Annotated in this window: 25 protein-coding genes, 1 tRNA gene and 1 pseudogene; 22 read left to right on the top strand and 5 right to left on the bottom strand. The window is 67.2% G+C overall.

The genetic code is table 11. The annotated features are described in order from the left end of the window. Positions 1-93: 93 nt before the first annotated feature. The 3 genes from B9N43_RS10210 to B9N43_RS10200 are packed head-to-tail and all read right to left on the bottom strand — an operon-like array spanning position 94 to position 2,525. A complete protein-coding gene (locus B9N43_RS10210) occupies positions 94-1,053 on the bottom strand; it encodes an HD domain-containing protein (protein ID WP_186453767.1) in 960 nt (319 codons plus the stop codon). Then, positions 1,040-2,296 (bottom strand): Arm DNA-binding domain-containing protein, encoded by a 1,257-nt coding sequence (locus tag B9N43_RS10205; protein WP_145842098.1) that lies wholly within the window; start codon positions 2,294-2,296, stop codon positions 1,040-1,042. Before B9N43_RS10205 ends, B9N43_RS10210 begins: the two co-directional genes overlap by 14 nt. Next, positions 2,289-2,525 carry a hypothetical protein gene (locus B9N43_RS10200; protein WP_145842097.1) on the bottom strand — a complete coding sequence of 79 codons (237 nt, stop codon included), beginning with the start codon at positions 2,523-2,525 and terminating at the stop codon, positions 2,289-2,291. Before B9N43_RS10200 ends, B9N43_RS10205 begins: the two co-directional genes overlap by 8 nt. A 135-nt stretch (positions 2,526-2,660) precedes the next feature. Here B9N43_RS10200 and B9N43_RS10195 point away from each other — a divergent pair, with 135 nt between their 5' ends. Further along, complete coding sequence (locus B9N43_RS10195) at positions 2,661-2,906, top strand: helix-turn-helix domain-containing protein (RefSeq protein WP_145842096.1); 246 nt, start codon at positions 2,661-2,663, stop codon at positions 2,904-2,906. A 150-nt stretch (positions 2,907-3,056) separates the two neighbouring features. Here B9N43_RS10195 and B9N43_RS10190 read toward each other — a convergent pair. Continuing rightward, positions 3,057-3,133: transfer RNA gene (locus B9N43_RS10190), tRNA-Met, on the bottom strand. An 88-nt stretch (positions 3,134-3,221) separates the two neighbouring features. Here B9N43_RS10190 and rfaQ point away from each other — a divergent pair. From rfaQ to B9N43_RS17765, 14 genes and pseudogenes are all read left to right on the top strand, one after another. Next, entirely contained in the window at positions 3,222-4,298 is a 1,077-nt protein-coding gene (rfaQ, locus tag B9N43_RS17195) for a putative lipopolysaccharide heptosyltransferase III (RefSeq protein ID WP_186453766.1), read from the top strand. After that, the gene (locus tag B9N43_RS17190) at positions 4,295-5,440 is read left to right on the top strand and encodes a glycosyltransferase family 4 protein (RefSeq protein ID WP_186453765.1); all 1,146 of its coding nucleotides are present in this window, start codon (positions 4,295-4,297) and stop codon (positions 5,438-5,440) included. The genes rfaQ and B9N43_RS17190 overlap by 4 nt, the downstream gene beginning before the upstream one ends. 53 nt (positions 5,441-5,493) lie before the next feature. Next, on the top strand, positions 5,494-6,819 hold the full coding sequence (locus B9N43_RS10180; protein WP_145842095.1) for a nucleotide sugar dehydrogenase: 1,326 nt from the start codon (positions 5,494-5,496) through the stop codon (positions 6,817-6,819). 192 nt (positions 6,820-7,011) lie between these two features. Further along, entirely contained in the window at positions 7,012-8,766 is a 1,755-nt protein-coding gene (msbA, locus tag B9N43_RS10175) for a lipid A export permease/ATP-binding protein MsbA (RefSeq protein WP_145842094.1), read from the top strand. Next, positions 8,763-9,911, top strand: a complete 1,149-nt coding sequence (locus tag B9N43_RS10170; protein ID WP_222428705.1) for a glycosyltransferase family 4 protein — start codon at positions 8,763-8,765, stop codon at positions 9,909-9,911. Before msbA ends, B9N43_RS10170 begins: the two co-directional genes overlap by 4 nt. 10 nt (positions 9,912-9,921) lie before the next feature. After that, positions 9,922-10,716: a polysaccharide deacetylase family protein gene (locus B9N43_RS10165; protein ID WP_145842093.1), complete on the top strand. Its 795-nt coding sequence runs from the start codon at positions 9,922-9,924 to the stop codon at positions 10,714-10,716. Positions 10,717-10,729: 13 nt separating this feature from the next. Then, positions 10,730-11,644: a class I SAM-dependent methyltransferase gene (locus B9N43_RS10160; protein WP_145842092.1), complete on the top strand. Its 915-nt coding sequence runs from the start codon at positions 10,730-10,732 to the stop codon at positions 11,642-11,644. Between the two features lie 5 nt (positions 11,645-11,649). Further along, positions 11,650-12,774 carry a glycosyltransferase family 9 protein gene (locus B9N43_RS10155; protein ID WP_145842091.1) on the top strand — a complete coding sequence of 375 codons (1,125 nt, stop codon included), beginning with the start codon at positions 11,650-11,652 and terminating at the stop codon, positions 12,772-12,774. Continuing rightward, entirely contained in the window at positions 12,771-13,982 is a 1,212-nt protein-coding gene (locus B9N43_RS10150) for a glycosyltransferase (protein WP_145842090.1), read from the top strand. The genes B9N43_RS10155 and B9N43_RS10150 overlap by 4 nt, the downstream gene beginning before the upstream one ends. Then, complete coding sequence (locus tag B9N43_RS10145; RefSeq protein WP_145842089.1) at positions 13,979-15,145, top strand: glycosyltransferase family 9 protein; 1,167 nt, start codon at positions 13,979-13,981, stop codon at positions 15,143-15,145. Before B9N43_RS10150 ends, B9N43_RS10145 begins: the two co-directional genes overlap by 4 nt. A 5-nt stretch (positions 15,146-15,150) precedes the next feature. Beyond that, positions 15,151-16,518, top strand: coding sequence for an O-antigen ligase family protein (locus tag B9N43_RS10140; protein WP_145842088.1), 1,368 nt, complete (start codon positions 15,151-15,153; stop codon positions 16,516-16,518). Between the two features lie 164 nt (positions 16,519-16,682). Beyond that, on the top strand, positions 16,683-17,930 hold the full coding sequence (locus tag B9N43_RS10135) for an HD-GYP domain-containing protein (protein WP_145842087.1): 1,248 nt from the start codon (positions 16,683-16,685) through the stop codon (positions 17,928-17,930). Between the two features lie 457 nt (positions 17,931-18,387). Continuing rightward, a pseudogene (locus B9N43_RS17770) lies at positions 18,388-18,711 on the top strand (methyl-accepting chemotaxis protein); the annotation flags it as partial. 21 nt (positions 18,712-18,732) lie between these two features. Continuing rightward, positions 18,733-19,089, top strand: a complete 357-nt coding sequence (locus tag B9N43_RS17765) for a CZB domain-containing protein (protein WP_261379443.1) — start codon at positions 18,733-18,735, stop codon at positions 19,087-19,089. Positions 19,090-19,133: 44 nt separating this feature from the next. Here B9N43_RS17765 and polA read toward each other — a convergent pair whose 3' ends face one another. Next, a complete protein-coding gene (gene polA, locus B9N43_RS10125) occupies positions 19,134-21,881 on the bottom strand; it encodes a DNA polymerase I (protein WP_145842085.1) in 2,748 nt (915 codons plus the stop codon). An 87-nt stretch (positions 21,882-21,968) separates the two neighbouring features. On the opposite strand from polA, the gene B9N43_RS10120 reads away from it, so the two are divergent. The 7 genes from B9N43_RS10120 (at position 21,969) to rlmH (ending at position 26,350) form a co-directional block, all read left to right on the top strand. Continuing rightward, positions 21,969-22,697, top strand: coding sequence for a TIGR00730 family Rossman fold protein (locus tag B9N43_RS10120; RefSeq protein ID WP_145842084.1), 729 nt, complete (start codon positions 21,969-21,971; stop codon positions 22,695-22,697). Positions 22,698-22,744: 47 nt separating this feature from the next. Beyond that, positions 22,745-23,092: a DUF2782 domain-containing protein gene (locus B9N43_RS10115; RefSeq protein ID WP_145842083.1), complete on the top strand. Its 348-nt coding sequence runs from the start codon at positions 22,745-22,747 to the stop codon at positions 23,090-23,092. Between the two features lie 162 nt (positions 23,093-23,254). Continuing rightward, positions 23,255-24,004 (top strand): BPSS1780 family membrane protein, encoded by a 750-nt coding sequence (locus B9N43_RS10110; protein WP_145842082.1) that lies wholly within the window; start codon positions 23,255-23,257, stop codon positions 24,002-24,004. Between the two features lie 15 nt (positions 24,005-24,019). Beyond that, on the top strand, positions 24,020-24,757 hold the full coding sequence (locus B9N43_RS10105) for a BPSS1780 family membrane protein (protein ID WP_145842081.1): 738 nt from the start codon (positions 24,020-24,022) through the stop codon (positions 24,755-24,757). Continuing rightward, positions 24,750-25,415: a nicotinate-nucleotide adenylyltransferase gene (gene nadD / locus B9N43_RS10100; protein WP_222428704.1), complete on the top strand. Its 666-nt coding sequence runs from the start codon at positions 24,750-24,752 to the stop codon at positions 25,413-25,415. Before B9N43_RS10105 ends, nadD begins: the two co-directional genes overlap by 8 nt. Then, positions 25,416-25,883 carry a ribosome silencing factor gene (gene rsfS / locus B9N43_RS10095; RefSeq protein ID WP_145842079.1) on the top strand — a complete coding sequence of 156 codons (468 nt, stop codon included), beginning with the start codon at positions 25,416-25,418 and terminating at the stop codon, positions 25,881-25,883. It begins immediately after the preceding gene. After that, positions 25,880-26,350 carry a 23S rRNA (pseudouridine(1915)-N(3))-methyltransferase RlmH gene (gene rlmH / locus B9N43_RS10090; RefSeq protein WP_145842078.1) on the top strand — a complete coding sequence of 157 codons (471 nt, stop codon included), beginning with the start codon at positions 25,880-25,882 and terminating at the stop codon, positions 26,348-26,350. Before rsfS ends, rlmH begins: the two co-directional genes overlap by 4 nt. Positions 26,351-26,566: the final 216 nt, after the last annotated feature.

Genomic DNA, 26,566 nt, shown 5'->3' with positions numbered 1-26,566 from the left:
CCAGAACAGCCTCTCACGGAAGCTCAGGAATGCAAGTAACTGTCGTGGCCGAAGGACGCCAAAACACTTGTTTGGCATTTTTAGAGACGTGTGTTAGAAGGCGCTCGCTCGCCAGCGGGTTTCGCGACCGATGCGTCCCCAGGATTGACCGGGAGACGACCGGGCAAAGGCCGCCTGGTCCTTGGCCTGTTCTGCCGAGAGGCGGTCTGCCAGACGGACAGCGTGGAGGAGGGCGCTCTGGGGCAAGGGGCCATGCCGGCTGTGTCCGGCGGTCCAAACATGACGGAGCAGCAATCCACCCTCGGGCCACACCATGTCCAACCAGGACAATCCCGGGGCACAGATTTCCAGGGTGAGATGGTCATGGCAGACCAGATTCCCCGCAGGAGTGCGGCGCAGGCTTCGGTCGAAGGTCCGGGTTTTACCAATGTCGTGGAACAGGGACGCGACCAGGGCGATCTCCCGCTGCGTGTCGTCTGGATAGGGCAGCCTCAGGGCAATCTCGGCGACTTCGACGCTGTGTTCCAGTAGACCGCCAAAATAGGCGTGGTGGTAAACCTGACTGGCGGGGACCACCAGAAGGTTCAGGGTGGTTTCATCCCGGGCCAGGACATGATCCACGAAGCCCCGCAAGGCAGGATTCTTAAGTCCCTGAACCAGGGAAACGAACCGGTCCAGAACCTCGGGCCGGGGACATAGGGGCCGGGGCAACAGGTCCAGCCCCTGTCTTGGTTCCATCTCGGGCAGTGGATCCAGACTACGCAGGTCGGCGACCTGTTTCTGGCCAAAGCGGCGAGTCAAGCATTCCACCTGGACTCGGGTATGACGTGGCCAGGGGTAGGCGATTTCCAGTTGTTCCGGCCAGGCATAGGTGACCAGTATCCCTGTGCGATCCGCCAGGGTGACTTCCCAGAAATTGGCGCCATCCGATCGTCTGCGCATCTGCATGCTGTGAATCCGATAGGTGCCCCGGATGCGTTCATCGGGTTCCAGGTGGGCCAGGTGGGAGTGGGCAACCTGAGGAACTGCAACGGCGGTGTTAGACCGTTCCATGGCGCACCTCCTGCGAACTGGCAATCTCCTGCCCGCCAAAGCTGCCGGCCAGGAGCCGCTCGAAGGCCGAGCCATCGCGGCGGGTCAGGTTAGGGACGTAGCGGGAGTAGACCTTGAACAGCATCTCAGTGGTCGCATGCCCCATTTGCCGAGCAATCCATTCAGGATTCTCGCCAGCAGCCAGCCATAGGGTGGCTGCGGTGTGGCGGGTCTGGTAGGGATTGCGTTGGGGAAGGTTCAAATAGCGCAACAGGGGATACCAGACCCGCTTGGTTACGTTGTTGGTATCCAGGGTCTTGCCATCCCGGTTGCAAAACACCATCTCACCAATGTTGCCGGTAGCCTCGTACTGATCCTTCAGGGCTTGCCATACCAGGGCGGACATCTGTATTTCTCGCTGAGACTGAAGGGTCTTGGTGTTGTCTTCCTGTTCTCCGGCAACGAAGGATTCCCGGATGAGGATCACGCGACGTTCGAAATCGACGTATTTCCATTTCAGCCCATCCACCTCGCCAGTGCGCATGCCGGTGAAGAATCGAACGGTGTAGTAGTTCTTGAAGTCGGCACGGACAGTGCTGATGATCCGTTTGACCTCATCCAGGCTGAAAGGCTGGACATCGGACTTCTTAACTTTGAGTGGCTTGATGCGGAGGGCTGGCGTGCTAAAGTCAAACCGGTCGGCAGCTTCGTTGAGCACCTGGCGGAGCACAAGCGTAATGGCGTTGATTCGACGGGCAGAGAGTTGAGAGTCTTCTTTCCGGCCACGGACTTTGGCGAGTTGGGACCGGAAGGAAAGAATATCTTCGCGACGAATGCTGCTGACCTCCCGTTCCCCAAAATGCGGAATCAGGTGCTTGTCCAGTATTTGCCGAACCGTTGTGACATAGGTCCGGCGCCAACCTACCGATTGCTCGTTGAACCAGGTTTGGCTGAATGACGAGAAAGTCGGAGTTTCCTTTCTTTGGGGTAGCGCTGCTGAAGAAAGATTCTTTGGGGCGGCTATTTCCTGTGGGGAATTAATACCGTCATCAAGCTTCGAGGCATTCCTGCTCCCAGGGAAAGCTTGCTGATAGTTGAACGTGCCGCTTTCAATTTCACCTTCGATTTTCTTGAGGACCTTAGCCATCTTTCGACGGTTCTCAGGTGTGTCCGGAAGCGTGCTTTGTTCACGGCAGCGTTGTCCCCTGTATCGAAAATCGAAGAAGAGTAGTCCGGTATCGGGCCGACAACGAATGCTACCCATGGCAGACCCCTCCGTTTGCCATAGGAATACTGATATCCCGTTGTGGAACGAGTTTCAGTAGATCCTGTTCAATCGTTTCCCAGATAAAGAGGAGCTTTCGCCGACCAAAGGGGCGGATGTAATGCACCCCTTCAAGCAGGACGCTATCCTTGAGTTGATTACGGATAGTACGAGCGTCGTAATGGATGAGTTGGGAGAGTTGCTCAGTGGTGAGAAATGTATTGCTCATTGCAAGCATCCTTTGTCTAGTTTAAGTTCTTGGTGACGCATTTACGCATCACCTGCGAGACAATATAACCTGCAACTGAAATATTGCAACTACATTTGATAAAATCCTGATTCCACTGTTGCTTTTAAGTTAACCATGCTCAGATTTCGCCTGAAGGAGCTAATTGCTGACAAAGAGTTCCGTGATGGGCGGGTTATCACCATGGTGGAAATCGCTGAGAGGACGGGCATTCACCGCCTTACACTTTCTAGATTGGCAAATAAGCGCGGCTACAATCCGACGGCCGATGTGTTGGATCGGCTCTGTAATTACTTTCATTGTCGAATTGAGCAATTGGTCGAGCACATTCCTGACCAAGATCTGCCTGAAGTGAAAATTTGACGGCGGATTACGGCCCACTCCGCTATAGGCCAAATTAATCTTTAGGTCAGATTTGTCGGGACTGGCCGATAACTTGGGCACAGGCTGGGCACAAGTTGGGCACGGTGCCCAAACGAAAACGGCTCTCCCGAAGGAGAGCCGCTTGAATACTGGTGGTGATGGGGGGACTTGAACCCTCGACCTACGGATTATGAATCCGTCGCTCTAACCAGCTGAGCTACATCACCACGCGAAGGGGCGTGATTATCTTGGGGCCGCCAATTCTTGTCAAGGCAGAGCGGAGGGCGGGCTCAGGCTCTGGCACAATGCTGCCCCATGTCCGATGTCGATTTCTCCAAACTGCGCCGCGCGCTGGTGATCAAGCTGCGCCACCACGGCGACGTGCTGCTGTCCTCGCCGGTGCTGTCGGTGCTCAAGGCGGCGGCGCCCGGCTGCGAGGTCGATGCGCTGGTCTATGCCGACACCGCCCCGATGCTGGCCGGGCATCCGGCCCTCTCCGCGCTGCACGTGATCGACCGGGCCTGGAAGCGTCTGGGGCCGTTGGCCCAGGCACGGGCCGAGCTGGGCCTGCTGCGCGCGCTGCGGGCGCGGAATTACGACCTGGTGATCCACCTGACCGAGCATCGGCGCGGCGCCTGGCTGGCGCGCCTGTTGGGGCCGTGCTGGAGCGTGGCGCCGCGGCAGAAGGGGCGCGGCCGTTTCTGGCGTGGCAGTTTCAGCCATTTTTATTCCCAGCCGGGCAACGCCCTGCGCCATACGGTGGAACGGAACCTCGACGCGCTGCGCGTGCTCGGCCTGCATCCCGAGCCGGCGGCGCGGCGGTTGACGATGGTGCCCGGTGCGGAGGCCGGGGCGCGGGTGGACGCGCTGCTGCGCGACGCCGGGCTGGCGGCGGGCGGCTTCATCCACTTGCATCCGGCGTCCCGCTGGCTGTTCAAGTGCTGGCCCGCCGAATCGATGGCGGCCCTGGCCGACGCCCTGCACCAGCGCGGCCATGCGCTGGTGCTGAGCGCCGCGCCCGATCCCAGGGAGCGCGAGCTGGTGGCGGCGATCCGCGCGCGCAGCCAAGCACCGCTGGTGGATTTTTCCGGCCAGCTGTCGCTGCGCGAACTGGCGGCGCTGACGGCGCGGGCGCGGCTGTTCGTCGGCGTGGATTCGGCGCCGATGCACATCGCGGCGGCCGTCGGCACGCCGGCCGTGGCCCTGTTCGGGCCTTCCGGCGACAAGGAGTGGGGCCCCTGGATGACGCCGCATCGGGTGGTGGCGAGTGCCCTGCATCCCTGCCGTCCCTGCGGCCTCGACGGCTGCGGCGGCGGCAAGGTCAGCGACTGTCTGGTGACGCTGCCGGTGGCGCGGGTGCTGGCGGCCTGCGAGGAGTTGCTGACGTCTTGAAGCTCGCCCTGGTCCGACAGAAATACAACCCCTACGGCGGCGCCGAGCGTTTCGTCGAGCGGGCGCTGGGCGCGCTGGAAGGGCAGGGCGTCGCGGTGACGCTGATTACCCGCAAGTGGAAGGATGGCGCGCAGGACCAGGCAAGCGGGCGCCAGGTGCGCGTCTGCAACCCTTTTCATCTCGGCCGCCTGTGGCGCGACGCCGGATTCGCCCGCTGCGTGCGGCGCATCGTCGCGCGCGGGGAGTTCGACCTGGTGCAGAGCCACGAGCGCATTCCTGGCTGCCACGTGTATCGGGCCGGCGACGGCGTCCATGCCACCTGGCTGGAACTGCGCGCCCGCGTGCAGTCGCCGCTGGCCCGCTGGTTCACCCGTCTGCATCCCTGGCACCGCTACACGCTGGCGGCGGAGGCGGCGATGTTCCGCGATTCCGGCCTCCGCGCGGTGATCTGCAATTCCGCGATGGTGCGCGACGACATCCTGCGCCGCTTTGGAGTGCCGGCGGAAAAGCTCCACGTGATCCACAACGGCGTCGACCTGGACTTCTTCCACCCCGGCCTGCGCGCCGAGCACCGGCTGGCGGTGCGGCGCCAATTGGGTATTCCGGACGATGCGCCGCTGCTGCTCTACGTCGGCTCCGGCTTCGAACGCAAGGGCATCCCGCAGCTGCTGGCGGCGCTGGCCAGCCTGCCCGCCGCGCTCCACCTGGTGGTGGTGGGCAAGGACAAGAAGGTGGCGGCGATGCGTACCCGCGCGGTGCGGCTGGGGCTCGGCGAGCGCGTCCATTTCCTCGGTGGTCAGGCCGACGTACGGCCCTGGTACGGCGCCGCCGACGTTTTCGTGCTGCCCACCCTCTACGACCCTTTCCCCAATGCCGCCCTGGAGGCCTTGGCCTGCGGCCTGCCGGTGCTGACCAGCCCCGGCAGCGGCGCCGCCGAACTGGTCACGCCCGAGTGCGGCGCGGTGGCGGACGCCCTCGACGCGGCGGCGCTGGGCCGGGCGGCCGAGGCGCTGCTGGCGCTGGACCCGGCCCGCGCGGCCGCCGCCGCCCGCGCGGCCGCCGCCCGCTGCGCCCTGCCCGACATGACGGCCCGCCTGCTGGCCTTGTATGCCGGTCTGGCGGGCGGGCGCCGGCCGGTATAATCCGCGCGTTATCGACCTGCAATCCGAGCCGCCGCGCGCGGCGGCCGTCCACCATGAGCCAAACGTCGCTCCCGACAATCTCGTCGCCAGACGCCAACACCGTCATCGCCGTCATCGGCCTGGGTTATGTGGGCCTGCCCCTCGCGGTGGAATTCGGCAAACACTTCCGCACCATCGGTTTCGACGTGTCCGAGGCCAAGGTGGCCTCGGTGCGCGGCCATGTCGACCCGCTCGGCGAGACCAGCGAGGCCGACCTGCGCGCCGCAGCCCGCTTGGAGCCCACCGCCGACGCGGCCCGCCTGGCCGAAGCCGACTTCATCATCGTCGCCGTGCCGACGCCGGTGAATGCGGCCCGCCAGCCCGACTTCGGGCCCCTGATCGGCGCGTCCGAGTTCGCCGGGCGCCACATGAAGCAGGGCGCGGTGGTGATCTACGAATCGACGGTGTATCCCGGCGCCACCGAGGAAATCTGCATTCCGGTGCTGGAGCGGCATTCGGGGATGCGCTGGCGGCGGGACTTCTTCGTCGGCTATTCGCCCGAGCGCATCAACCCCGGCGACCGCGAGCACACCCTGACGCGCATCCTCAAGGTGGTGTCGGGGGACGGCGCGGAGACCCTGGCGCGGGTGGCGGCGCTGTACGAGTCCATCGTCGAGCCCGGCGTCCATCGCGCATCGAGCATCGCCGTGGCGGAGGCGGCGAAGGTGATCGAGAACACCCAGCGCGACCTCAACATCGCGCTGATGAACGAGCTGTCCATCATCTTCGACCGCCTCGGCATCGACACCAGCGAAGTGCTGGAGGCGGCCGGCACCAAGTGGAACTTCCTCAAGTTCAAGCCCGGCCTGGTCGGCGGCCACTGCATCGGCGTCGATCCCTACTACCTGACCCACAAGGCCGAGATGGTCGGCTACCACCCCCAGGTGATCCTCGCCGGGCGCCGCATCAACGACGGCATGGCGGCCTTCGTCGCGCGGCAGACGGTGAAGCAGATGATCCACTGCGGCGGCAACATCAAGGGCGCCAGGATCGTGCTGCTGGGCCTCACCTTCAAGGAAAACTGCGCCGACCTGCGCAACTCCAAGGTGGCCGACCTGGTGGCCGAATTGCAGAGCTTCGGCACCGAGGTGAGCATCCACGACCCGCTCGCCGACGCCGCCGAGGCGCGTCATGAATACGGCCTGGAACTGACGCCCTGGGAGGCCCTGCCGCGGGACGCGGACGCCCTGGTGTTCGCCGTTTCCCACGCCGAGTACCTGCAACGCCCGACGGCCGAGCTGCTGACGCTGGTCAAGCCCGGCGGCGTGGTGATCGACGTCAAGGCCGCGCTCGATGCGGCGGCCGTCCAAGCCAGGGGCTGCGCCCTGTGGCGTCTGTGATGGCTCGCCCCCCTTCGCCCCCCTCCGGGGGGTTCGATACGGCTCGCTGCGCTCGGGTGTTTGGGGGAACTTCGTGGTGGCACCGAGGGGTTGCGGCTGGCGCCGCGTGCCGCTTTTCCTTGGGGCGGCCCGGCGGAAAAGCTATTTTTTGTCGATCGCGGCGTCCGCGATCCGCGCTGACCGACTGATTCGATGACTCATTATTCCAGCCGCGAGTTGTACCTGCGCCTGTTGGGCTATGTGAAGCCCTACTGGCGCATCTTCGTCTTTGCCCTGGTGACGATGTCGCTCTCGGCCGCCACCGAGCCGCTTTTCCCTGCGCTGATGAAGCCGCTGCTGGACGGCCACTTCGGCGGCGGCGACGCGGCGGACCTGTGGCGCATGCCGCTGCTGATCGTCGCCATCTTCGTCTTCCGCGGTCTGCTCGGTTTCGTCGCCGACTACTCCCTGGCCTGGGTTTCCAACAAGGTCGTGCTGGACCTGCGCAACGCCATGTTCGCGACCCTGGTGCGGCTGCCGGTGCGCTATGTGGACAACCAGTCCTCGGGCGTGCTGATGTCCAAGGTGGCCTATGACGTGACCGGCGTTACCGGCGCGGCGACCGGGGTGTTGACCACGCTGGTCAAGGACACCCTGGCGGTGGTGGGGCTGCTGGGCTGGCTGCTCTGGCTGGACTGGAAGCTGACGCTGGTGGCGCTGGCGATGATTCCGCTGATCGCCCTGGCGGTGGGCGGATTCAGCAAGCGCCTGCGCCGCACCAGCCGCGGGGTGCAGGAGGCGATGGGCCAGATCATGCGGGTGTTGCAGGAGACCATCGAGGCGCACAAGGTGGTCAAGGTCTTCGGCGGCCAGGACTACGAGAAGAACCGTTTCGCCCAGGCCAGCGGCGGCCAGCGCGCCCACGCCATGCGCCAGACCGTCGCCGCGGCGGCGCTGGGGCCGATCGTGCAGACCCTGGCGGCGGTCGCCCTGGCGGTGATCATCGCCTTCGCCCTGCGCGAATCGGCCCAGGACGGCGCCACCGTGGGCAGCTTCGTTTCCTTCATCACCGCGATGCTGATGCTGCTGGCACCGCTGAAGCGCCTCACCGACATCAACGCCCCCCTGCAGCGCGGCCTGGCCGCCGCCGAGAGCGTGTTCTCGCTGGTCGATGAAAAGCCGGAGGAGGACAACGGCACGGTGGATCTGGGGCGCGCACGCGGCGAAGTGGCGTTCGAGCGGCTGGTGTTCACCTATCCCGACGCGCCGCGCCGCGCGCTCGACGGTATCGACCTGGCGATCCAGCCAAGCGAGACCGTGGCCCTGGTGGGCGCCTCGGGCAGCGGCAAGACCACCCTGGCCAACCTCCTGCCGCGCTTCCACCCGGCCAGCGGCGGCCGGATCAGCGTCGACGGACACGACGTGGCGCAACTGACCCTGAAGAGCCTGCGCGCCAACATCGCCCTGGTCAGCCAGGACGTGGTTCTGTTCAACGACACGGTGGCCGCCAACATCGCCTACGGCGCCCTCGGCAGCGTCGATCGGGAAACGGTGCGCGCGGCGGCGCGGGCGGCCCATGCGCTGGAGTTCATCGAAGCCATGCCGCAGGGATTCGACACCCTGATCGGCGAGAACGGCGTCAAGCTTTCCGGCGGCCAGCGCCAGCGCCTGGCGATCGCCCGCGCCCTGCTCAAGGATGCGCCGATCCTGATCCTCGACGAGGCCACCTCGGCGCTCGACACGCAGTCCGAGCGGGCGGTCCAGGAGGCCCTCGAGGCGCTGATGGAGAACCGCACCACCCTGGTCATCGCGCACCGCCTGTCCACCATCGAGAACGCCGACCGGATCGTGGTGCTGCAGCAGGGTCGCATCGTCGAGTCCGGCCGCCACGACGAGCTGCTGGCGCGCGAAGGCGCCTACGCCGCCCTGTACCGGATGCAGCGCGCCGAACAGCAGGAGGCCGCATGATGTCCGCCTCGTCCACCTCCCCTCTCACCGTCCTGCACACGGAATCCTCCCTCGGCTGGGGCGGCCAGGAGAACCGCATTCTCAACGAGATGCTGGGGCTGCGCGACCTCGGCCACACCGCGCTGGTGGCCTGCCAGCCCGGCGCGCGCCTGGTCGGCCGGGCGCGCGAGGCCGGCTTCACCGCCTACGAAGTACCGATGCGCAACGCCCTGGACCTGCCCGGCATCCTGCGGCTGCGCCGCCTGATGCAGCAGCGCGGGGTCGATGTGGTCAACACCCACAGCGGCCGCGACACCCAGGTGGCGGGTTTCGCCGCGCGCAGTCTGAGTCTGGGCATGGTTGGCCTGGACCCGAACCGTCGTCCTCGGCCGCGCATCGTGCGCACGCGCCACCTGGCGCTGCCGATCACCTCGCGCCTGGGCTATGCGGTGCTGCCCGACCACGTGGTGGCGGTCAGCAACTTCGTCGGCGACTACCTGGTCAGCGCCGGCGTGCCGCGCCAGCAGGTGTCGGCGGTGCCGACCGGGATCGACCTCTCGCGCTACGTGGCCGATCCGGCCGTTCCCGGCCTGCGCGCGGAACTGGGGATTCCCGCCGACGCGCCGTTGGTCGGCACCGTCGCCATCCTGCGCCGCAAGAAAGGTCACGCGGAACTGCTGGAAGCGATCCCCGCGGTGCTGGCGTACTTTCCCCAGACCCATTTCGTCTTCGCCGGCGACGGCCCGCAAATGGAGAATCTCAAGGCCCGCATCGCCGAACTCGGCCTGGATGGACGGGTCCATCTGCTGGGCCTGCGCCGCGACGTGGTGAATGTGCTGCAAGCCCTCGACCTGTTCGTCCTGCCCACCCACCAGGAGGCCCTCGGCACGGCCTTCATGGAAGCCGGCGCGATGGGCCTGCCGACGGTGGCGACCCGCGTCGACGGCGTGCCGGAAGTGGTGGCCGACGGTGTCAGCGGCCTCCTGGTGCCGGTGAACGACAGCGCGGCGATCGCCGCCGCGATCAGCGAGCTGCTCGCCGACCCGGTACGCCGCCAGGCGATGGGTGCGGCGGCGCAAAGCCGCATCCGCGAACGCTATTCGCGGGAGGTGATGGTGGCCGGCATGGTCGAGTGCTACCGGCGCCTCCTGGACCGGGTGTCCTGAACGCATCGCCATGGCCACCGCCCGCGCCCTGCCGGTATTGATGTACCACCATGTCTCGCCGAATCCGGGGCTGGTGACGGTCTCGCCGCAGACCTTCCGCGACCAGATCGCGGGGTTGGCCGCGCGCGGTTACCGCAGCGTGGGCTGCGCCGACTTGGCGGCGTTTCTCGCTGGTCGGCCGCTGCCGGCGAAGAGCGTGGTGATCACCTTCGACGACGGCTATCTGGACAACTACCTCCACGCCCATCCGGTGCTGCGCGAATTTGGTTTCACGGCGGTGCTGTTCCTGATCACCGGTCGGCTCGGCGACGGCCCGGCGCGGACGGGAGGCGACGCACCCGATCACCGGACCTGCATGGAGCGCATCGGCGCGGGGCGGGCCGACGACGTGATGCTGCGCTGGAGCGAGGTGGAGGCGATGGCCGGCGCCGGCAGCTTCGAATTCCACTCCCACACTCACACGCATACCCGCTGGGACCGCCAGATCGCCGATCCGGCGGCGCGGCGGCTGCGGCTGGCCGAGGACCTGGCGCAGTCGCGGGACGCCCTGCGCCAGCGCCTGGGCGCCGTCTCCGGCCACCTGTGCTGGCCCCAGGGCTACTACGGCGACGACTACATCGCGGTCGCGCGCCAGGCCGGCTTCGACCATCTCTACACGGTGGAAAAGGGCACCTGCCTTGCGGGCACCGATCCGCTGCGGATTCCCCGCATCGTCACCAAGGACCGCGCCGGCCGCTGGCTGCCGTCGCGCCTGTGGCTCTACCGCCGGCCGTTGCTGGCAGCCGCTTACGCGGCGGTTTCCTGACGCACCGCCCATTATGCAGAACGAGACGTCCCAACCCGCCGCAGGTGAATGTCCGCGCGATTACCTGCGCCGCATCCTCACGTTCGAAACCCTCGATCACTGTCCGGTCTGCGGCAGCGACGCAACGGCCTTCGCCTTCTCCAAGCGCGACGATTTCCTCGAGATCGGCTTCGACATTCACCGCTGCGCGGACTGCACTGCCCATTTCGTCAATCCGCGGGTCGCCCGCAAGCACTTGCACGACCTCTACGCGGATTCCTATTACAAGGGCGAGAATTGGGACAGCGACACCAATTACCTTGCCAATTACGACAGCGCCGAGCGCCTGGCCGAACTGAAGCGCATGTACGTCAAGTACTACGAGCTGATGCGGGCGAGGATCGGCAAGCCCGCGCCGCGCATTCTGGATGCCGGCGCCGGTCTCGGCCTGTTTGCCCAGGCGGTGAGGGAGCATCACCCCGAAGCCGACATCGTCGCCCTCGACCCCTCGGCCTTCGCCGTGGAACATCTGCGTTCCCTGGGACTTCAGGCGGTGCACAGCGAGCTGGAGACCTACGAGGCCGACGCGCCGTTCGATGGCGTATTCATGCGCGAAGTGCTCGAACATCTCTACGATCCCAAACTTGCCGTGATGCAGATCGCGCGGCAACTGAAACCGGGCGGCCTGTTCTTCTATACCACCGGCAATACCGACGAGATCGCCGACCTTCACGGTTGGGGCTATGTCCGTCCGGTCGGCCACATCGTCTACTACAACCCGCGCTCCGCCGAGCGTCTGTTGCGCGACTGCGGTCTTGCGCCCTATCCCCGCGAACTGTTGCGGCTGGGCGCGCGCCGCAAGATCGGCGGGGCGTTCAAGTGGCTCGCCGGCCGCCTCGGTCTGCGCTCCCGCGAACTGCCGGTGGGGCTGCGACGCCCCGGGGCCTGACCAGCGTGCGACTCCGCCTGCGCGAATCCCTGCTCCGCGGCGTACTGCGGCTGGCCAAGCGACTGGACCGGCGCGATGCGTCGGCCGCGGCCTTCGATCCGGCCGGCGTGCGCTCGATCCTGCTGATCTCATCCACGGCCCTGGGCGACACGGTGATGTCCACGGCGGCGATGAATGCCGTGCGAGCACGCTATCCGGACGCCCGCATCGTCGCGCTGATCCATCGCGCCTACGTCAGACTGTTCGGCCACCACCCGGCGCTGGACGACGTGGTCGCCTACCAGGGCGGCTACCGGGGATTCCTTGCCACCGTGCGCAGCCTGCGCGGCTATCGCTGCGATCTGGCGCTGGTCCTCCATGGCAACGAACCCCAGGCGACGCCGCTGGCCTACCTGTCCGGCGCGCGTTTCGTCTTCAAGCTGCCGAACGCCAACGACTTCCGCTTCCTGCTCTCGAACGCCGAGCCCCTGGTCGGCCGCGACGCCTTTCGGCATGGCCTCGATCAGCGTCTCGCGGTGGCGCGTTTGGTGGGAGCGTCGTCCCCATCGTCCGCTGGTGTGCGGATGAGCCTGCCACGGCCGCCGGCGATGGAGCGGCGGGTCGCCGAATGGCTGGGGGAGGGGCGCGGTTCCGCGCCACGGATCGGCTTCCAGTCCGGCGCGTCGAGCCGGGCGCGGATGTGGCCGGAGGAACATTTCGTCGACCTCGCGCGGCGTCTACTTGTCCGCCATCCGAATGCGATGTTCGTACTCCTCGGTTCTCCCGACGAAGCGGAGCGCTGCCGCCGCATTGCCGATGCCATCGGCCCGGCGGCGCGGGTGGCCGCCGGCGCGCTGCCGATCGAGGCCCTGCCGTCGCTGGTGGCCGCCCTCGATCTGGTGGTGAGCGGCGATACCGGCACGCTGCACGTGGCGGTGGCGATGGGCGTGCCGACGGTGGGCCTGTTCGCCGTCTCGAATCCCGCGGTCTCGGGCGCCGCCCATGATCCTGAGTGCCATACCGTGATCCATCGGCCCTATGAGCGCGATGTCACTTCCAAGTCCCAGGACCAGGAGGGCATGCGCCGCATCGACGTGGACTCGGTGGAACAGGCGGTGCTGGCGCGGCTCGACGCGGGAAGCGGGGCATGAAAAACATCCTTCTCCTCGACAGCGGCAAGGAATGGGGCGGCGGCACCAACAGCATGCTGGAACTGCTGAAGCGGATCGACCGTGCGCGCTTCCGCATCACCGTGTGCTTCTACCGCGACTACCTGGGCGGCAGCGGCGAGACCATCGGCGCCCGGCTGGCGGCGCTCGGCATCCCCTTCGAGGTGATGTCGCCGCCGACGCAGCCGAAATGGGCCAAGCTGGTCAAGGAACTCGGGCGCCTGATCCTGACGCCCCTGCCGGGCTGGCGCCGCCGCTTCCTGCATCAAGTCGAAAGATGCTGGCGCATCCTGCCGCTGGCGCGGCGCATCGCCCGCCGGCTGGAGGAAGGCGGTTTCGACCTGCTGTATCTCAACAACCAGCCGTCCTCCAACCAGGAGGGCTATCTCGCCGGCGAGCTGGCGCGCGTGCCGGTGGTGCAGCACTGCCGGATCGAGGCCACCCTGCTGGCGGCGGAGGTCGCCACGGTGAATCGCATCGCCGCGCAGGTGATCTGCGTGTCGGCGGGCGTGCGCGACTCCCTGGTGCGCCAGGGGGTGCGGCCCGAGTTGTGCTCGGTGGTGCATAACGCCATCGACGGCCGCCAGCCGGCGCCGGTCCCGGTCGATCTGAGCCGTGAGGCCGGCCTGGTGCCGGGCGCGATCGTGATCGGCAGCGTCGGCTCCCTGGTGCGGCGCAAGGCCAACCACGATCTGTTGCAGGCCGCGGCCCTGGTGCGCGCGCGCGCGCGCGAGTGCGGTGCGCCGCGCTTCCATCTTCTGCTGGTGGGCGACGGCCCAGAGCGGGCGGCCCTGGAGGCGCAGGCGCGCGAGCTGAAGCTGGAGGACGCGATCACCTTCGCCGGCTTCCAGGCGGCGCCGCTCCCATGGGTGGCGGCGATGGACATCCTGGTGCTGGCCTCGGCCAAGGAGGGCCTGCCGCGCGTCATCCTCGAAGCGATGCTGCTGTCCAAGCCGGTCATCGCCAGCGACGTGGTCGGCTCGCGGGAGCTGGTGCAGGACGGGCGCACCGGCCTGCTCTACCCCTACGGCGACGTCCGTCAACTGGCGCAGCGGCTGGAGACGCTGCTGGGCGACGCCGCAGTGCGGCAGCGCATGGGCGAAGCGGGGCGGCAGGTGGTGCTGGCGGATTTCTCCATCGAGCACTACGTGGCCGGCGTCGAAGCCCACCTGGCTGGAGCCGTGGCGTGATCCAGTTGCTGCTGACCTGGCTGGCCTGGCCGCTGCTGGTGTTTCGGGCGCGGTTGTGGGCGCGGCTGCGACGTGGTCCCGTGCGTCGGGTGCTGGTGATCCAGCTGGCCAAGATCGGCGATGCGATCTGCTCGACGCCGGTGCTGCGGGCCATCGACGAGGGCCTGCGGACGGATGCGGACATTGATGGACGCGGCGTCGAAGTGCATGTGCTGGCCAGTCCGCTGACCGCGCCGCTGTTCCGCCTCAACCCGCATGTCGCCGCGGTGCGCGAGTTTCCGCCCGCCGCCTTGAAGGGCCTGGCGGGCAAGCGCCGCCTGGCGGCGACGATCGCCGCCGGCGACTACGACGCGGTGGTCTGCCTGAACGCCGGCCTGGCCTATCCGCTGGCCACCCTCTGGGCGGGGGTGCCGATCCGTCTGGCGGTGCGGCCGAATTTCATCGGCACCACCTATCGCCTCGCCTGCGGCCTGTGGACGGCCACGGCGGCGCATCGCGGCGACCGGCTGATCATGGAGACCTACCTCGACCTGGTGGCGCGGTTGGGCGTGAGCGGCGCCACCCTCGACAAGGAAGTGTTCGCCGCGTCGGACGCGCAGGCGCTGGTTGCCACGCTGGTCGCCGATCTGTCGCCGGCGGGCGGGCAGGTGCTGGGCATCGGCGTCAGCAGCGCCAACAAGCTCAAGGAGCTGGGCAGCCGCCGCATCGCCGCCGTCGCCGCGCAGTTGCTGGCGGCGCGGCCGGAGCTGGCGCTGGCGCTGATCGGCGCCACGTCCGACCACGCCCAGGGCGAGGAAATCCTGGCGCTGCTGGACGGCAGCCCGCGCGTGCGCAACCTGTGCGGTGCGCTCGCGCTGGAGCAGATGCCGGCCCTGTTGCAGCGGCTGGACGCCTATCTGGGCGTGGACTCCGGCATCACCTACATGGCCGACGCGGTGGGGACGCCGCTGGTTTCGGTCGCCGGGCCGTGCAACATGCAGGAGACCCGCCCCCTGCTGCCGGCCAGCGTCATCCTGCAAAAACCGCTGCCCTGCGCGCCCTGCGCCCACATCTTCCGCGCGCCCTACCGCTGCGCGACGGGGACGCATGACTGCATTCGGCTGATTACGGACGACGAGATCGTCGCCGCCGTCGAGCGGGTGCTGAGCCGGCCGCGTCGATGAGCCTCATGAACCCTCTGGAACGCTGGCGGTGCCGTGGCCGGGCCGCGCTGACCGCCATGCCCACCGGTGGCGGATGGCCGGAGCGGCTGGGGCGCGGTGCGCTCCAACTGCTGCTGTTCCTGCAGCCCTTCAACCAGTTGGGCGCGTTGCGCTGGCTGGCCCTGGTCGTCCTGCTGGGGGTGCTTGGCGCGCTGGCGCTGCGCGGAGTCCGGCGGCGCGCCGTCCGCCTCCCCGCCTCTCCGGCGGTCCGCATCGCCCTGCTGCTGCTGGGCTGGATGCTGCTGGTATCGGTCTGCGGCCCCTATCCGGCGGACAGCCTGGTGGCGATGCGTCAGGACTTGTTGATGCAGGGCGCGCTGTTCGTCGCGGCCCTGGTCCTGGTGCGTTCGGCGGCGGATGCCTGGCGCCTGGTGCTGGCGGCCTTGGCCGGCTTCGCGTTGCTGAGCGCGCTGTCGGTGGGCGATGCCGCGACCCTGATCTCGGCGCGCGGCCTGGGTGATCGGGAATATGCCCACGATAGCTGGTGGAGCGGCTACGGCAACAAGGGCGGCTACTATTTGCCGCTGTTGCTGGGCTGGCTGCTGACCCGCGCCCAGGGGCGCTGGTGGCGCGCCGGCGGCGCCGCGTTGCTGGTGGTCGGCATTGCGCTGGTGGCGCTATACGGCTCCCGCAGCCCGCTGCTGGCGAGTGCCGGCGGCGCCCTGGCGCTGCTGCTGTTCTGTCGCGGCCGTCGCCTCGCGCTGCGCGGCGGACTGGTCATCGGCGCGGTTTTCCTGGCGATCGTGCTCTCCCCGCTGGGAGATCGTTTCAACTACGACAGCCTGCTGTCGTCGCAGACCTATGTCACCAATGAGGGACTCAGCCTGCGCCTGAGCGTCTGGGACGGCGCCTGGCAGGTGATCCGGGAACGACCCTGGACCGGCTACGGCTACGGCTGGAAGAAGCTCGCCTGGGCCATCAATGATGGCGGTTTCGCCCAGCGCTGGCGCGCGGCCCCCGACCTGGCGGCGTACTACCTGCCGACGCAGGGCCTGGCGAGCTACGGGCGGGTCAATCCGCACAATTATTTCCTGCAGGTGCTGTTCGAGATCGGCGCCGTCGGCCTGCTGCTGGTGGCCGCGTTCTGGCTGGCCCTGATCCGGGAGGGCCTCCCGCTGCTGCGGCGTGCACGGACGCCGGGTTCGGATGCCGTCAGCGCCTTCGTGGCGACGGTCTTCGCCACCCTCTTGACCTATCTCGCAGCCAATTTCACCAACGGTTACTGGAGCGGTGGGCTGGCGAATCTGTCCCTGGCTCTAGCCGCCGCGCTGCTGAGTCTGGCCGCGACGGAACGCCGGGCGCACGCCGCCGCGTCGGGGCGGATTGAACCTTAAAACCTCGATTGGCCGCAGAGGGCACGGAGACCACAGAAGAAGAACGATCGATTGCGCAACTGGCGTCGACCTCGCTTCCGCCGGCCTTTGCTTCATTTATTCCTTTGGCATTTTGTGGTACATTGCCATACCCCGCCGGCAGGGCGATTCAGGAGACCACGAAAATGCCCAATCAGGCCACGAGGTATCGGGTAAAACTCTTCGACATGGTGCTGGGCCTGTCGCGCGCACTCGACCTGCTTCATCCCGCCATCGGCGACCATCACATGCGTGTCGCCTATATCGCCTGCTGCCTGGCCGAAGAACTGGGGCTCCCTGACGAGGACGTTCAGACCGTGCTCATTGCCGGGGCCTTGCACGATGTCGGCACGGTTTCGTCGTCGAGCCGGCTGCATCTGCTCGGCGAAGCCTTGCGGAACTATCACATCGACGAGGCCACGCTGCTTGAAAACATCCATGCGCACGGTTTCGTCGGTCGCGGCATGCTGAGGGAGTTCCTGCCTTTCGACGCGGCGGCGCGAGCGATCTGCTTCCATCATGTCGAATGGAATTTCGGACGCGGGCAGGAATTCACGGGGGAGGAAGTCCCCCTGCTGTCGGCAATTCTGCATCTGGCCGATCGCGTCGCCATCCTGCCCGACCCGGCCGGTTATGTCCTGGCGCAGGCGCGCGACATTCGGGAGCGGGTCGCCCTCGACAGCGGCAAGCGTTTCCATCCGGAAGTCGCCGCGGCCTTTCAGACGGTGTCCGGGAAGGAATCGTTCTGGCTCGACATCGTCAATAAACACAAGGAATTCACCATCCACCGCCGTTTCGGACACAGCGAGCTGGAACTCGACCTCGAAGCCCTGATCAAGCTGTCCGGCATTTTCGGCAAGATCGTCGACTTCTTCACGCCATTCACGGCGACGCACTCGCTGAGCGTGGCGCTGGTTTCCGAGGGGCTGGGGGCGCACCTCGGATTCTCGGTCGAGCAGGCCAAGCTCCTGCGCATCGCCGGCCACCTGCACGACATCGGCAAACTCGCGGTACCGCCGGCCATCCTGCACAAGCCCGACAAACTGACGCCGGAGGAATTGCTCGTCGTGAAGCAGCACCCCTACTACACGCATCAGATCCTTTCGACCGTGCCCGGCCTGGAAACGGTCAACACCTGGGCGGCCTTGCACCACGAGCGTCTCGACGGACGCGGCTACCCCTACCAGCACACGGACGTGCCGCTGGGTTCGCGCATCGTCGCCGTCGCCGATATTTTCGCCGCCATCACCGAAGAGCGGCCCTATCGCAAGGGGATGGAGCAGGCCCGCGCGATCGCCGTTCTCGACCAGATGGCCTGCGAAAATGCCATCGATGGCGATGTCGTGGCGATATTGCGCGGCAATTATGATGAAATACGGCACCTGGTGAGGTGAGAGCCGGCAGGGGAAGGCATGGAGTCACCCGTAACCACGATTCATCCAGAGGAAAACGATGTTCGACTGGAACCAGAAGAAAGAGCGTGAGCGCCTGCGGCGGGAAATCGAGCAATCGCGGGCGAGCGAGGACGCGCTGCGCGAGCGGCTTGCCCGCGAGGAACAGGAAAGCGCGGCGCTGCGCGTGGACCTGGAGCGATTGCGCGACGAGCGGCATTTCTTCACCGAAATGTTTTCCAGCCTCGACCTGTTCAACCATTCGTTGCAGGAGGTCGACGGCGGCATTTCCCGAATCGCCCACGATATGGTGCACCGGCGCGAGTCCGCAATGGAGGTGGCCAGGGAGTCCGGCGACAATCGCCAGGCCTTCGAAAAAATCGCCGGCGATCTGCGCTCGATGTTCCAGCGCATCAGCGACGCGTCGTCGAGCGTTGCCAGCCTGCACGCCCAGGCCAGCCAGATCGGCGGCATCGTTCAGCTCATCAAGGAAATCGCCGACCAGACCAATCTGCTGGCCCTGAACGCCGCCATCGAGGCGGCCCGCGCCGGTGAACACGGGCGCGGTTTCGCCGTGGTGGCCGACGAGGTGAGAAAGCTTGCCGAGCGCACCGCCAAGGCGACCACTGAAATTGCCGATCTCGTTGGCCAGATCCAGGAGGACACCAGCCAGACCAAGGGGCTGATGGAGCAGAGCGCGGAAGACGCACGGACCCTCAGCCACGACAGCGACGCCGCGACGCAAGGGATGCGGCGGCTGTTCGAATTGTCCGGCGATCTGGAGACATCCATTTCCACCGCCACGGTGATTTCACACGCCGAGCTGGCCAATCTCCAGGAGATCGGCCTGAAGTTTGCCGTCTACCAGGTGTTCATGGGCAAGGCCCAGCTCGATCCCGACGACCTGCTCGACCACACGACCTGCCGCCTCGGGCAGTGGTACTACGACGGCGACGGCAAGGAGCGTTTCTCCCGGCTGCCTGGTTACCGCGAAATGGAAGACCCCCACAAGGCGGTGCACCAGAATGCCGCCCAGGCGGTCAGGCTGTATCAGGCCGGCGACATGCCGGGCGCGCTGGCGGCGCTCGCCGCCATGGAGTCGGCCAACCTCACCGTGATGTCGCACATGAGGCGGATGCTGGAGGCGGACGGCGCGGGGTAGGCGGCGGGCCGCAGACGCAGGGGCGCTTCTCGTCCGGCGCGCCGTCAGTGCGCCGTGTCCCAGTTCGGGCCGGCACCCACTTCCACCAGCAGCGGCACCGAGAGGCGGGCGACGCCGCCCATCAGGCGCGGCAGGGCGGCCCGGACCTGGGCCAGTTCGTCGTCCGGCACCTCCAGCACCAGTTCGTCGTGGACCTGCAACACCAGCCTGGAACGCAGGCTTTCCGCGTCCAGCCAGTGCTGCACGGCGATCATCGCCCGCTTGATCAGGTCCGCCGCCGTGCCCTGCATCGGCGCGTTGATGGCGGCGCGCTCGGCGCCCTGGCGGCGGCCGACGTTGCTCGACTTGATCTCCGGCAGCCACAGGCGGCGGCCGAACACGGTCTCCACGTAGCCCCGGTCGCGGGCGGCCTGCCGCGTCTCCTCCATGTAGCGGGCGACGCCCGGATAGCGGGCGAAGTAGCGTTCCATGTAGGCGCTCGCGGCGGTCCGCTCGATGCCCAGTTCGCGCGCCAGGCCGAAGGCGCTCATGCCGTAGATCAGGCCGAAGTTGATCACCTTGGCGGCGCGGCGCTGGTCGGGGCCCACCCCCAGCGGGGTGACGCCGAAGATCTCCGCCGCCGTCGCGCGGTGCACGTCCTCGCCCTGGGCGAAGGCCTGCAACAGCCTTTCGTCGTTGGAGAGGTGGGCCATGATGCGCAGCTCGATCTGCGAGTAGTCGGCCGAGACGATCAGATGTCCGGGCGGGGCGACGAAGGCGGAGCGGATGCGCCGCCCTTCCTCGGTGCGGATCGGGATGTTCTGCAGGTTGGGGTCGGAGGAGGCGAGCCGGCCGGTGACCGCCACCGCCTGCGAGAAGCTGGTGTGCACCCGTCCGGTGGCGGGGTTGATCATCTTCGGCAGCTTGTCGGTGTAGGTGCCCTTCAGCTTGTTGAGACTGCGGTGCTCCAGCAGCAGCTTGGGCAGCGGGTAGTCCTCGGCCAGTTGGGTGAGCACTTCCTCGTCGGTGGACGGGCCGCCCGACGGCGTCTTTTTCACCACCGGCAGGCCCTGCTGATTGAACAGGATTTCCGCCAGCTGCTTGGGCGAGGCCAGGTTGAAGGGCTGGCCGGCCAGCGTGTGGGCGTCTTGCTCCAGTTGCAGCAGGCGCCGGCCCAGTTCGTCGCTCTGCCGCGCCAGGGCGCCGGCGTCGACCAGCACGCCGTTGCGTTCCATGCGGTAGAGCACTTCCGCGGTGGGCAGCTCGATCTCGCGGTAGAGGGCTGCCAGCCTGGGTTCCTCGGCCAGCAGCGGCGCGAAGTGGCGATGCACGCGCAGGGTGATGTCGGCGTCCTCGGCCGCGTATTCGGCGGCCGTGTCCACCGCCACCTGGGCGAAGGAGATGCGCGCGGCGCCCTTGCCGGTGATGTCGTCGTAGGCGATGGTGGCCAGGCCCAGGTGGCGCGAGGCCAGGGAACCCAGATCGTGGGGCTTGTCGCTTTCCAGCACGTAGGATTCGAGCAGGGTGTCCTCGGCGATGCCGGCAAGGGCGATGCCGTGGTTGGCGAAGACGTGGCGGTCGTACTTGAGGTGCTGGCCCAGCTTCTTGTGGCGCGGGGATTCCAGCCAGGGTTTGAGCCGCGCCAGCGCTTCGGCCAGCGCCAGTTGTTCCGGGGCGCCGGCGTAGGCGTGACCCAGGGGCAGGTAGGCGGCCTCGACGCGGCCCTGCTCCGTAACGGCGAAGGAGATGCCCACCAGCCGCGCCCGCATCGGATCGAGGTCGGTGGTCTCGGTGTCGAGAGAGGTGAGTTCGGCGGCCTCGATCTTCGCCAGCCAGCGCTCCAGGTCGGCCGTGGCGAGCAGGGTCTCGTAATGGTCCCGCGCGTGCTGCGCCAGTGCCGGCGCGGCAGCGGCCGATGCCCCGGCTCTGGATGCCCTGGCCGCGCCATTCGGCGGCGGCGCCATGCCGCCGTTTTGCACTTCATTGAGCCAGGTCTTGAATTCGAGGCGACCGAACAGCGCCGCCAGTTGCGCGTTGTCGTGGGCGCGGGGGAAGAGGTCGGCGGGTTTTTGCGGCAGGTCGAGGTCGCAGGCGACGGTCACCAGTTTCCTGCCCAGGGGCAGGAAATCGAGGTGGCGGCGCAGGTTGTCGCCCACGGCGCCCTTGATTTCGCCGGCATGGGCGATGATGGCGTCGAGCGAGCCGTACTGGGCGAGCCACTTGACCGCGGTCTTGGGCCCCACTTTTTCCACGCCGGGCACGTTGTCCACCGCGTCCCCCACCAGCGCCAGATAGTCGACGATGCGTCGCGGCTCCACGCCGAACTTGGCCGCCACGCCGGCTTCGTCCAGCACTTCGTTGGTCATGGTGTTCACCAGTTTGACGCGGGAATTCACCAGTTGCGCCAGGTCCTTGTCGCCGGTGGAGACGATGCACTCCATGCCTTCGGCGGCGGCCTGCCGGGTCAGCGTGCCGATCACGTCGTCGGCCTCCACGCCCTCGACCATCAGCAGCGGCCAACCCAGCGCCCGCACACAGGCGTGGAGCGGCTCGACCTGGGCCGCCAGGTCCTCCGGCATCGGCGGGCGGTGGGCCTTGTAGTCGGGGTACCAGTCGTCGCGGAAGGTCCTGCCCTTGGCGTCGAACACCACGGCCCGGTACTCCGCGCTATGATCGGCTTCGAGCCGGCGCAGCATGTTGATGACGCCGTAGATGGCGCCGGTGGGTTCCCCGGCGCGGTTGCGCAGGTCCGGCAGGGCGTGGAAAGCGCGATAGAGGTAGGAGGAACCGTCGACTAGGAGCAGCTTGGTCATGGAGAGCATTCACCGGAGGACAGGGGCGGCGCCGGGTGCGGTGCCCCGTATTCTCTTGCAGTTGTTAACCGGAAAAGGTTTTGTTTCATGAGCGCGAAAGACAAGTTGCCGTCCCCCTTCGAGCGACCTTCCGCAGCTCCGACATCCAACGCCCGCGAGGCCTGGCGCGTCTTTGGCATTATGGCAGAGTTCGTCGAGGCCACCGACCGGCTGGCGCAGGTGCGGCCGGCGGTCTCGATTTTCGGCAGCGCCCGGGTGGCGCCCGAGAGCGAGTATTACCAATTGACCGAAAAAATCGCCCGGCTGCTCTCCGACGCGGGATTCTCGGTGATCTCCGGCGGCGGCCCCGGCATCATGGAGGCCGCCAACAAAGGGGCCTTCGACGGCAAGAGCGTCAGCATCGGCCTCAACATCCAGTTGCCGATGGAGCAGAAGGAAAACCGCTACCAGGACATTTCCCAGACCTTCCGGCATTTTTTCGCCCGCAAGTACATGTTCGTCAAGCTCGCCTCGGCCTACGTGGTGATGCCCGGCGGTTTCGGCACCTTGGACGAATTGCTGGAGGCGCTGACCCTGATCCAGACCGGCAAGTCGCCCCGCATCCCGATGATCCTGGTGGGCAGCGGGTTCTGGGGCGGGCTGGTGGACTGGTTCCGCGACCGGCTGGTGGCGGAAGGCATGATCCATCCGGACGACATGAACCTGCTGCAGGTGATCGATGAACCCGAGGCGGTGGTGGAGGCGATTTTCAGCCACTACGAGCGGCGCGGCTTCGCTCATCTGCCGGCGGAGCACGAGCTTCTGCTCAATTTGTGAATCCGGTGCCTCTGCTAGAATCGGACGGCATTTCGAAAGGAAACCCCATGCGCCGCCTCACGCTTCTCATCCTGCTCGCCGCCGCGTTGCCCGCCTGGGCCGACACGGCCGCCAAGCGCCCGGACAATCTGGAACCGCTGCCCGAGGTGCCGCCGCCTCCGCCCGGCGTGGCGCTGGACCAGGAACTGGAGCCGCAGGTGACCATCACCAAGCGGGGCGAGGACAAGGTCGAGGAATACCGGATCAACGGCCGCCTCTACATGCTCAAGGTCACGCCCCGCCATGGCGTGCCCTACTATCTGGTGGATGAGGACGGCAAGGGCGCCTGGGCCCGCCGCGATGCGCTCGGCCCCAGCGTGCAGCCGCCGATGTGGGTGATCCGGACCTGGAATTGACCGCTCATGGACGCAGGATTCTCGCTCCGAAACATGAAATACGCGGAGGGCAGGCAGGCCTGTCCCCTCCCAGCCTCCCCCTCTCCGGGGGCGGTGACCGGTTTGCTCGCTGCGCTCGAATATTTGACCTACCGTTTCAATTGACTAGTTCACGCTAAGGCCATGAGCGACGAAACCACCTCCATCGTGCCAACCGCACAGTCCCCCCGTGAACCCAGGACGGTCGGCATCGAGCGCGGCACCCAGTGGCTGGCCGACGGCTGGCGCATGTTCCGGGCGGCGCCGGCGATCTGGATCGCCTTGACCGTGGTGCTGTTCGTCATTCAGGTGCTGCTGCATCTGGTGCCCTTTTTCGGCGGCATCGCCTCGGCCCTGCTGATGCCGGTCTTTCTCGGCGGCCTGATGGCGGGGTGCGCGGCGCAGGAGCGGGACGAGGACTTGCAGTTCGACACGCTGCTCGCCGGCTTTCGCGCCAACACCGGCAACCTGATCACCCTGGGCCTGCTCTCCGTGGCCGCGATGGTGGCGATCGCCCTGGCCGCCTTCCTGATCGGCGGCGGCGCCATGATGGGAGGGCTGTGGAGCGGGCAGGTGGCGCCCGTGGCCGGCGCCACCCTGGCCGTCGGCGGCATGTTGATGGCCTGGCTGCTGGTGATGGCGCTGTCGGTGCCGCTGACCATGGCGCTGTGGTTCGCCGTGCCGCTGGTGATGCTCGGCGATGCGGCGCCGCTGGCGGCCCTCAAGGGCAGCTTCTCCGCTTGCCTGAAGAACGTTCTGCCTTTCCTGGTGTATGGCGTGGTGGTTTTCGTCCTCGGCTTCATCGCCGCGATTCCCTTCGGCCTGGGACTGCTGGTCCTGGTGCCGGTGGTGGTCGGCTCCGTCTACGCTTCCTACCGCGACATTTTTCTGTGACTTCTTCATAGCTTCATGCAGGCCCACCGTCTTCCCGCCCGCCATGGCGTCCTCTGGCTCGTGGCGGGATTCCGCCTTTTCCGAGCCAATCCGCCCCTGATGACCGCCCTGACGCTGGGCTATTTCCTGGTCATCCTCCTGGTCAATCTGTTGCCCCTGATAGGACCGTTCCTGCTGACCCTGGCCCTGCCCACGATGACCCTGATCGTCGCCAACGGCTGCCGCGAGATCGACGCCTTCGGCGCACTGCGTCCGGGCACCCTGTTCCAGGGGCTGCGCGAACAGCGCAAGGCACTGTTGCAGCTGGGGGGGCTCAATCTGCTGGCGTCCCTGCTGCTGTTGCTGATGCTGACGCTGTCGGGCCTGGAAAGCGTGGATCTGGCGCAGCCCGACCCCGAACAGCTGCTGCGTCTGGCGCTGCTGATGCTGGTGCTGGCGATGCCGCTGATGCTGGCTTTCTGGTTCGCTCCCATGCTGACCGGCTGGGCGGGCGTCGCACCGGCCAAGGCGGTGTTCTTCAGCATCGTCGCCACGATACGCAATTGGCGCGCCTTTGCCGTCTACGGCCTGGTGATCGCCGCGATCGGCGTGGTGTTGCCGGGATTGCTGGTGGTGCTGGCCAGCCTGCTGTCGGGCGCCGTCGCCGGCGGCGTGGCGATGGTCCTGCGCATGCTCATGATGCTGGTGCTGGCGCCGGTGCTGATGGCGAGCGTGTACCTGAGCTATCGGGATGTCTTCGGCGCCGATGCGTGAGGAGGATCGCAAACCCATCGGCCTCCTGGGCGGGACTTTCGATCCGATCCACTACGGACACCTGCGCCTGGCCGAGGAGGCCCGCGTCCGCCTGGGGTTGCAGCGGGTCTGCCTGATCCCGGCGGGCCGGCCCGCCCATCGCTCGGCGCCGCAGGCACCCGCCGCCGATCGCCTGGCCATGGCGCGCCTGGCGGCGCAGGGCAACCCCGCGTTCGAGGTGATCGCCCTGGAGGCCGAGAGCCCGCAGCCGAGCTACACCGTACCCACCCTGGAGCGATTGCGCGAGCGCTTCGGCGCCGCGCGGCCGCTGGTGCTGCTGGTGGGCGCCGATGCGTTCCTCGGCCTGGCGTCCTGGCATCGCTGGCGCGAATTGTTCGACCTGGCCCATCTGGCGGTGGCGACGCGCCCCGGCCACGACCTCGACGCCGCGGCGCTGCCGGCGCTCCTGGCCGGGGAACTGGAGCGGCGCCAGGCTCGGGACGCCGGGGAACTGGCGGCCGTGCCGGCCGGTCGGATACTGCCCTTTTCGATCACGGCGCTCGACATTTCCGCGACCGCGATCCGCCGGATGCTGGCGCAGGGCGACAGCATCCGCTATTTGCTGCCGGACGCGGCGCTTGACTATATTGATCGCAACCATCTTTATCAGGCTTCTTGAATGGATATCCGCAAGCTACAGAAAATCGTCGTCGCCGCCCTGGAGGACATCAAGGGGGAGGACATCGAAGTCATCAACACCGCCAGGCTCACCTCGCTCTTCGAGCGCATCGTGATCGCCAGTGGCAACTCCAATCGCCAGGTCAAGGCCCTGGCCCGCAATGTCCATGACAAGGTGAAGGAAGCCGGCGGCGAGGTGATCGGGGTCGAGGGCGAGGCGGGTGGCGAATGGGTGCTGGTGGATCTGGGCGACATCGTGGTCCATGTCATGCAGCCGGCGGTCCGCAGTTTCTACAACCTGGAGGAACTGTGGCAGGCCGGCGCCCGCCGGTCGGGCGCCAGGCGCGCGGCGGCCGGCGCCGACGAGGAAGCCGGCGACGGGGATGGGGAAGCGCCCGTGCCCCGCGCCAAGCCCGCGTCCGTCCGGCGCAGCCGGAGCGGTGCCGCGAAGAGTCCGGATCAAGCGTGAAATTGCTGATCGCGGCGGTCGGCACGCGCATGCCCGACTGGGTGAGCGCCGGCTACGGCGAGTTTGCCAAGCGGATGCCGCGCGAGTTGCCTCTTGAATTGCTGGAAGTGAAGGCCGAACCGCGCGCCGAGGGCAAGCCGGTGGCGGCCATGATGGCGGCCGAAGCCGTGCGGCTGCGGTCGGCGCTGCCCGCGCGTTGCCGTCGCATCGTCCTGGACGAGCGGGGAACGGAGCTGACCACTCGCGGCTTGGCGGAACGGCTTCAGCGCTGGTTGAACGAAGGCGACGACGTGGCCTTCCTGATCGGCGGTCCCGACGGTCTGGACCCGGCGTTCAGGCAGGAAGCGGACGAGCGGGTGCGCATCTCCGGCCTGACCCTGCCCCATGCCCTGGTGCGCGTGATTCTGGCCGAGGCCCTGTATCGGGCCGTCAGCCTGATGCGCGGCCATCCCTACCACCGCGAGTGAGACGATTGCTCATGGAAACTAATTTTTCGTCCCGGAGCATGAAATACGCGGAGGGCAGGAAGGCCCTCCCTCTCCCAGCTGCCCACGGTCGGCTTTGCACAGCCGACCGGCTACGGCGGCGCAAAGCAGTGCTTCGCGAAACCCCGCCTTCGCCCCCCTCTCTGGGGGAGGTGGCAATGACGACTCGCTGCGCGCGAACATTTGACTTGCCGTTTC

The sequence above is a fragment of the Denitratisoma sp. DHT3 genome, from assembly GCF_007833355.1.
Lineage (GTDB): Bacteria > Pseudomonadota > Gammaproteobacteria > Burkholderiales > Rhodocyclaceae > Denitratisoma.
Note: the sequence above shows the minus strand (reverse complement) of the source record. Positions and strands in the feature narration are given on the sequence as shown.

What these genes read in the sequence shown, in the direction of transcription:
- msbA (WP_145842094.1), top strand. Translation starts at nt 7,012, where the DNA reads ATGACTCATTATTCCAGCCGCGAGTTGTACCTGCGCCTGTTGGGCTAT.
- B9N43_RS10120 (WP_145842084.1), top strand. Translation starts at nt 21,969, where the DNA reads ATGAGCGCGAAAGACAAGTTGCCGTCCCCCTTCGAGCGACCTTCCGCA.
- B9N43_RS10150 (WP_145842090.1), top strand. Translation starts at nt 12,771, where the DNA reads ATGAAAAACATCCTTCTCCTCGACAGCGGCAAGGAATGGGGCGGCGGC.
- B9N43_RS10160 (WP_145842092.1), top strand. Translation starts at nt 10,730, where the DNA reads ATGCAGAACGAGACGTCCCAACCCGCCGCAGGTGAATGTCCGCGCGAT.
- B9N43_RS10180 (WP_145842095.1), top strand. Translation starts at nt 5,494, where the DNA reads ATGAGCCAAACGTCGCTCCCGACAATCTCGTCGCCAGACGCCAACACC.
- B9N43_RS10115 (WP_145842083.1), top strand. Translation starts at nt 22,745, where the DNA reads ATGCGCCGCCTCACGCTTCTCATCCTGCTCGCCGCCGCGTTGCCCGCC.
- rsfS (WP_145842079.1), top strand. Translation starts at nt 25,416, where the DNA reads ATGGATATCCGCAAGCTACAGAAAATCGTCGTCGCCGCCCTGGAGGAC.
- B9N43_RS10205 (WP_145842098.1), bottom strand. Translation starts at nt 2,296, where the DNA reads ATGGGTAGCATTCGTTGTCGGCCCGATACCGGACTACTCTTCTTCGAT.
- B9N43_RS10200 (WP_145842097.1), bottom strand. Translation starts at nt 2,525, where the DNA reads ATGAGCAATACATTTCTCACCACTGAGCAACTCTCCCAACTCATCCAT.
- B9N43_RS10165 (WP_145842093.1), top strand. Translation starts at nt 9,922, where the DNA reads ATGGCCACCGCCCGCGCCCTGCCGGTATTGATGTACCACCATGTCTCG.
- B9N43_RS10140 (WP_145842088.1), top strand. Translation starts at nt 15,151, where the DNA reads ATGAACCCTCTGGAACGCTGGCGGTGCCGTGGCCGGGCCGCGCTGACC.
- rfaQ (WP_186453766.1), top strand. Translation starts at nt 3,222, where the DNA reads ATGTCCGATGTCGATTTCTCCAAACTGCGCCGCGCGCTGGTGATCAAG.
- B9N43_RS10135 (WP_145842087.1), top strand. Translation starts at nt 16,683, where the DNA reads ATGCCCAATCAGGCCACGAGGTATCGGGTAAAACTCTTCGACATGGTG.
- B9N43_RS10195 (WP_145842096.1), top strand. Translation starts at nt 2,661, where the DNA reads ATGCTCAGATTTCGCCTGAAGGAGCTAATTGCTGACAAAGAGTTCCGT.
- nadD (WP_222428704.1), top strand. Translation starts at nt 24,750, where the DNA reads ATGCGTGAGGAGGATCGCAAACCCATCGGCCTCCTGGGCGGGACTTTC.
- polA (WP_145842085.1), bottom strand. Translation starts at nt 21,881, where the DNA reads ATGACCAAGCTGCTCCTAGTCGACGGTTCCTCCTACCTCTATCGCGCT.
- B9N43_RS10105 (WP_145842081.1), top strand. Translation starts at nt 24,020, where the DNA reads ATGCAGGCCCACCGTCTTCCCGCCCGCCATGGCGTCCTCTGGCTCGTG.
- B9N43_RS10170 (WP_222428705.1), top strand. Translation starts at nt 8,763, where the DNA reads ATGATGTCCGCCTCGTCCACCTCCCCTCTCACCGTCCTGCACACGGAA.
- B9N43_RS10110 (WP_145842082.1), top strand. Translation starts at nt 23,255, where the DNA reads ATGAGCGACGAAACCACCTCCATCGTGCCAACCGCACAGTCCCCCCGT.
- B9N43_RS10210 (WP_186453767.1), bottom strand. Translation starts at nt 1,053, where the DNA reads ATGGAACGGTCTAACACCGCCGTTGCAGTTCCTCAGGTTGCCCACTCC.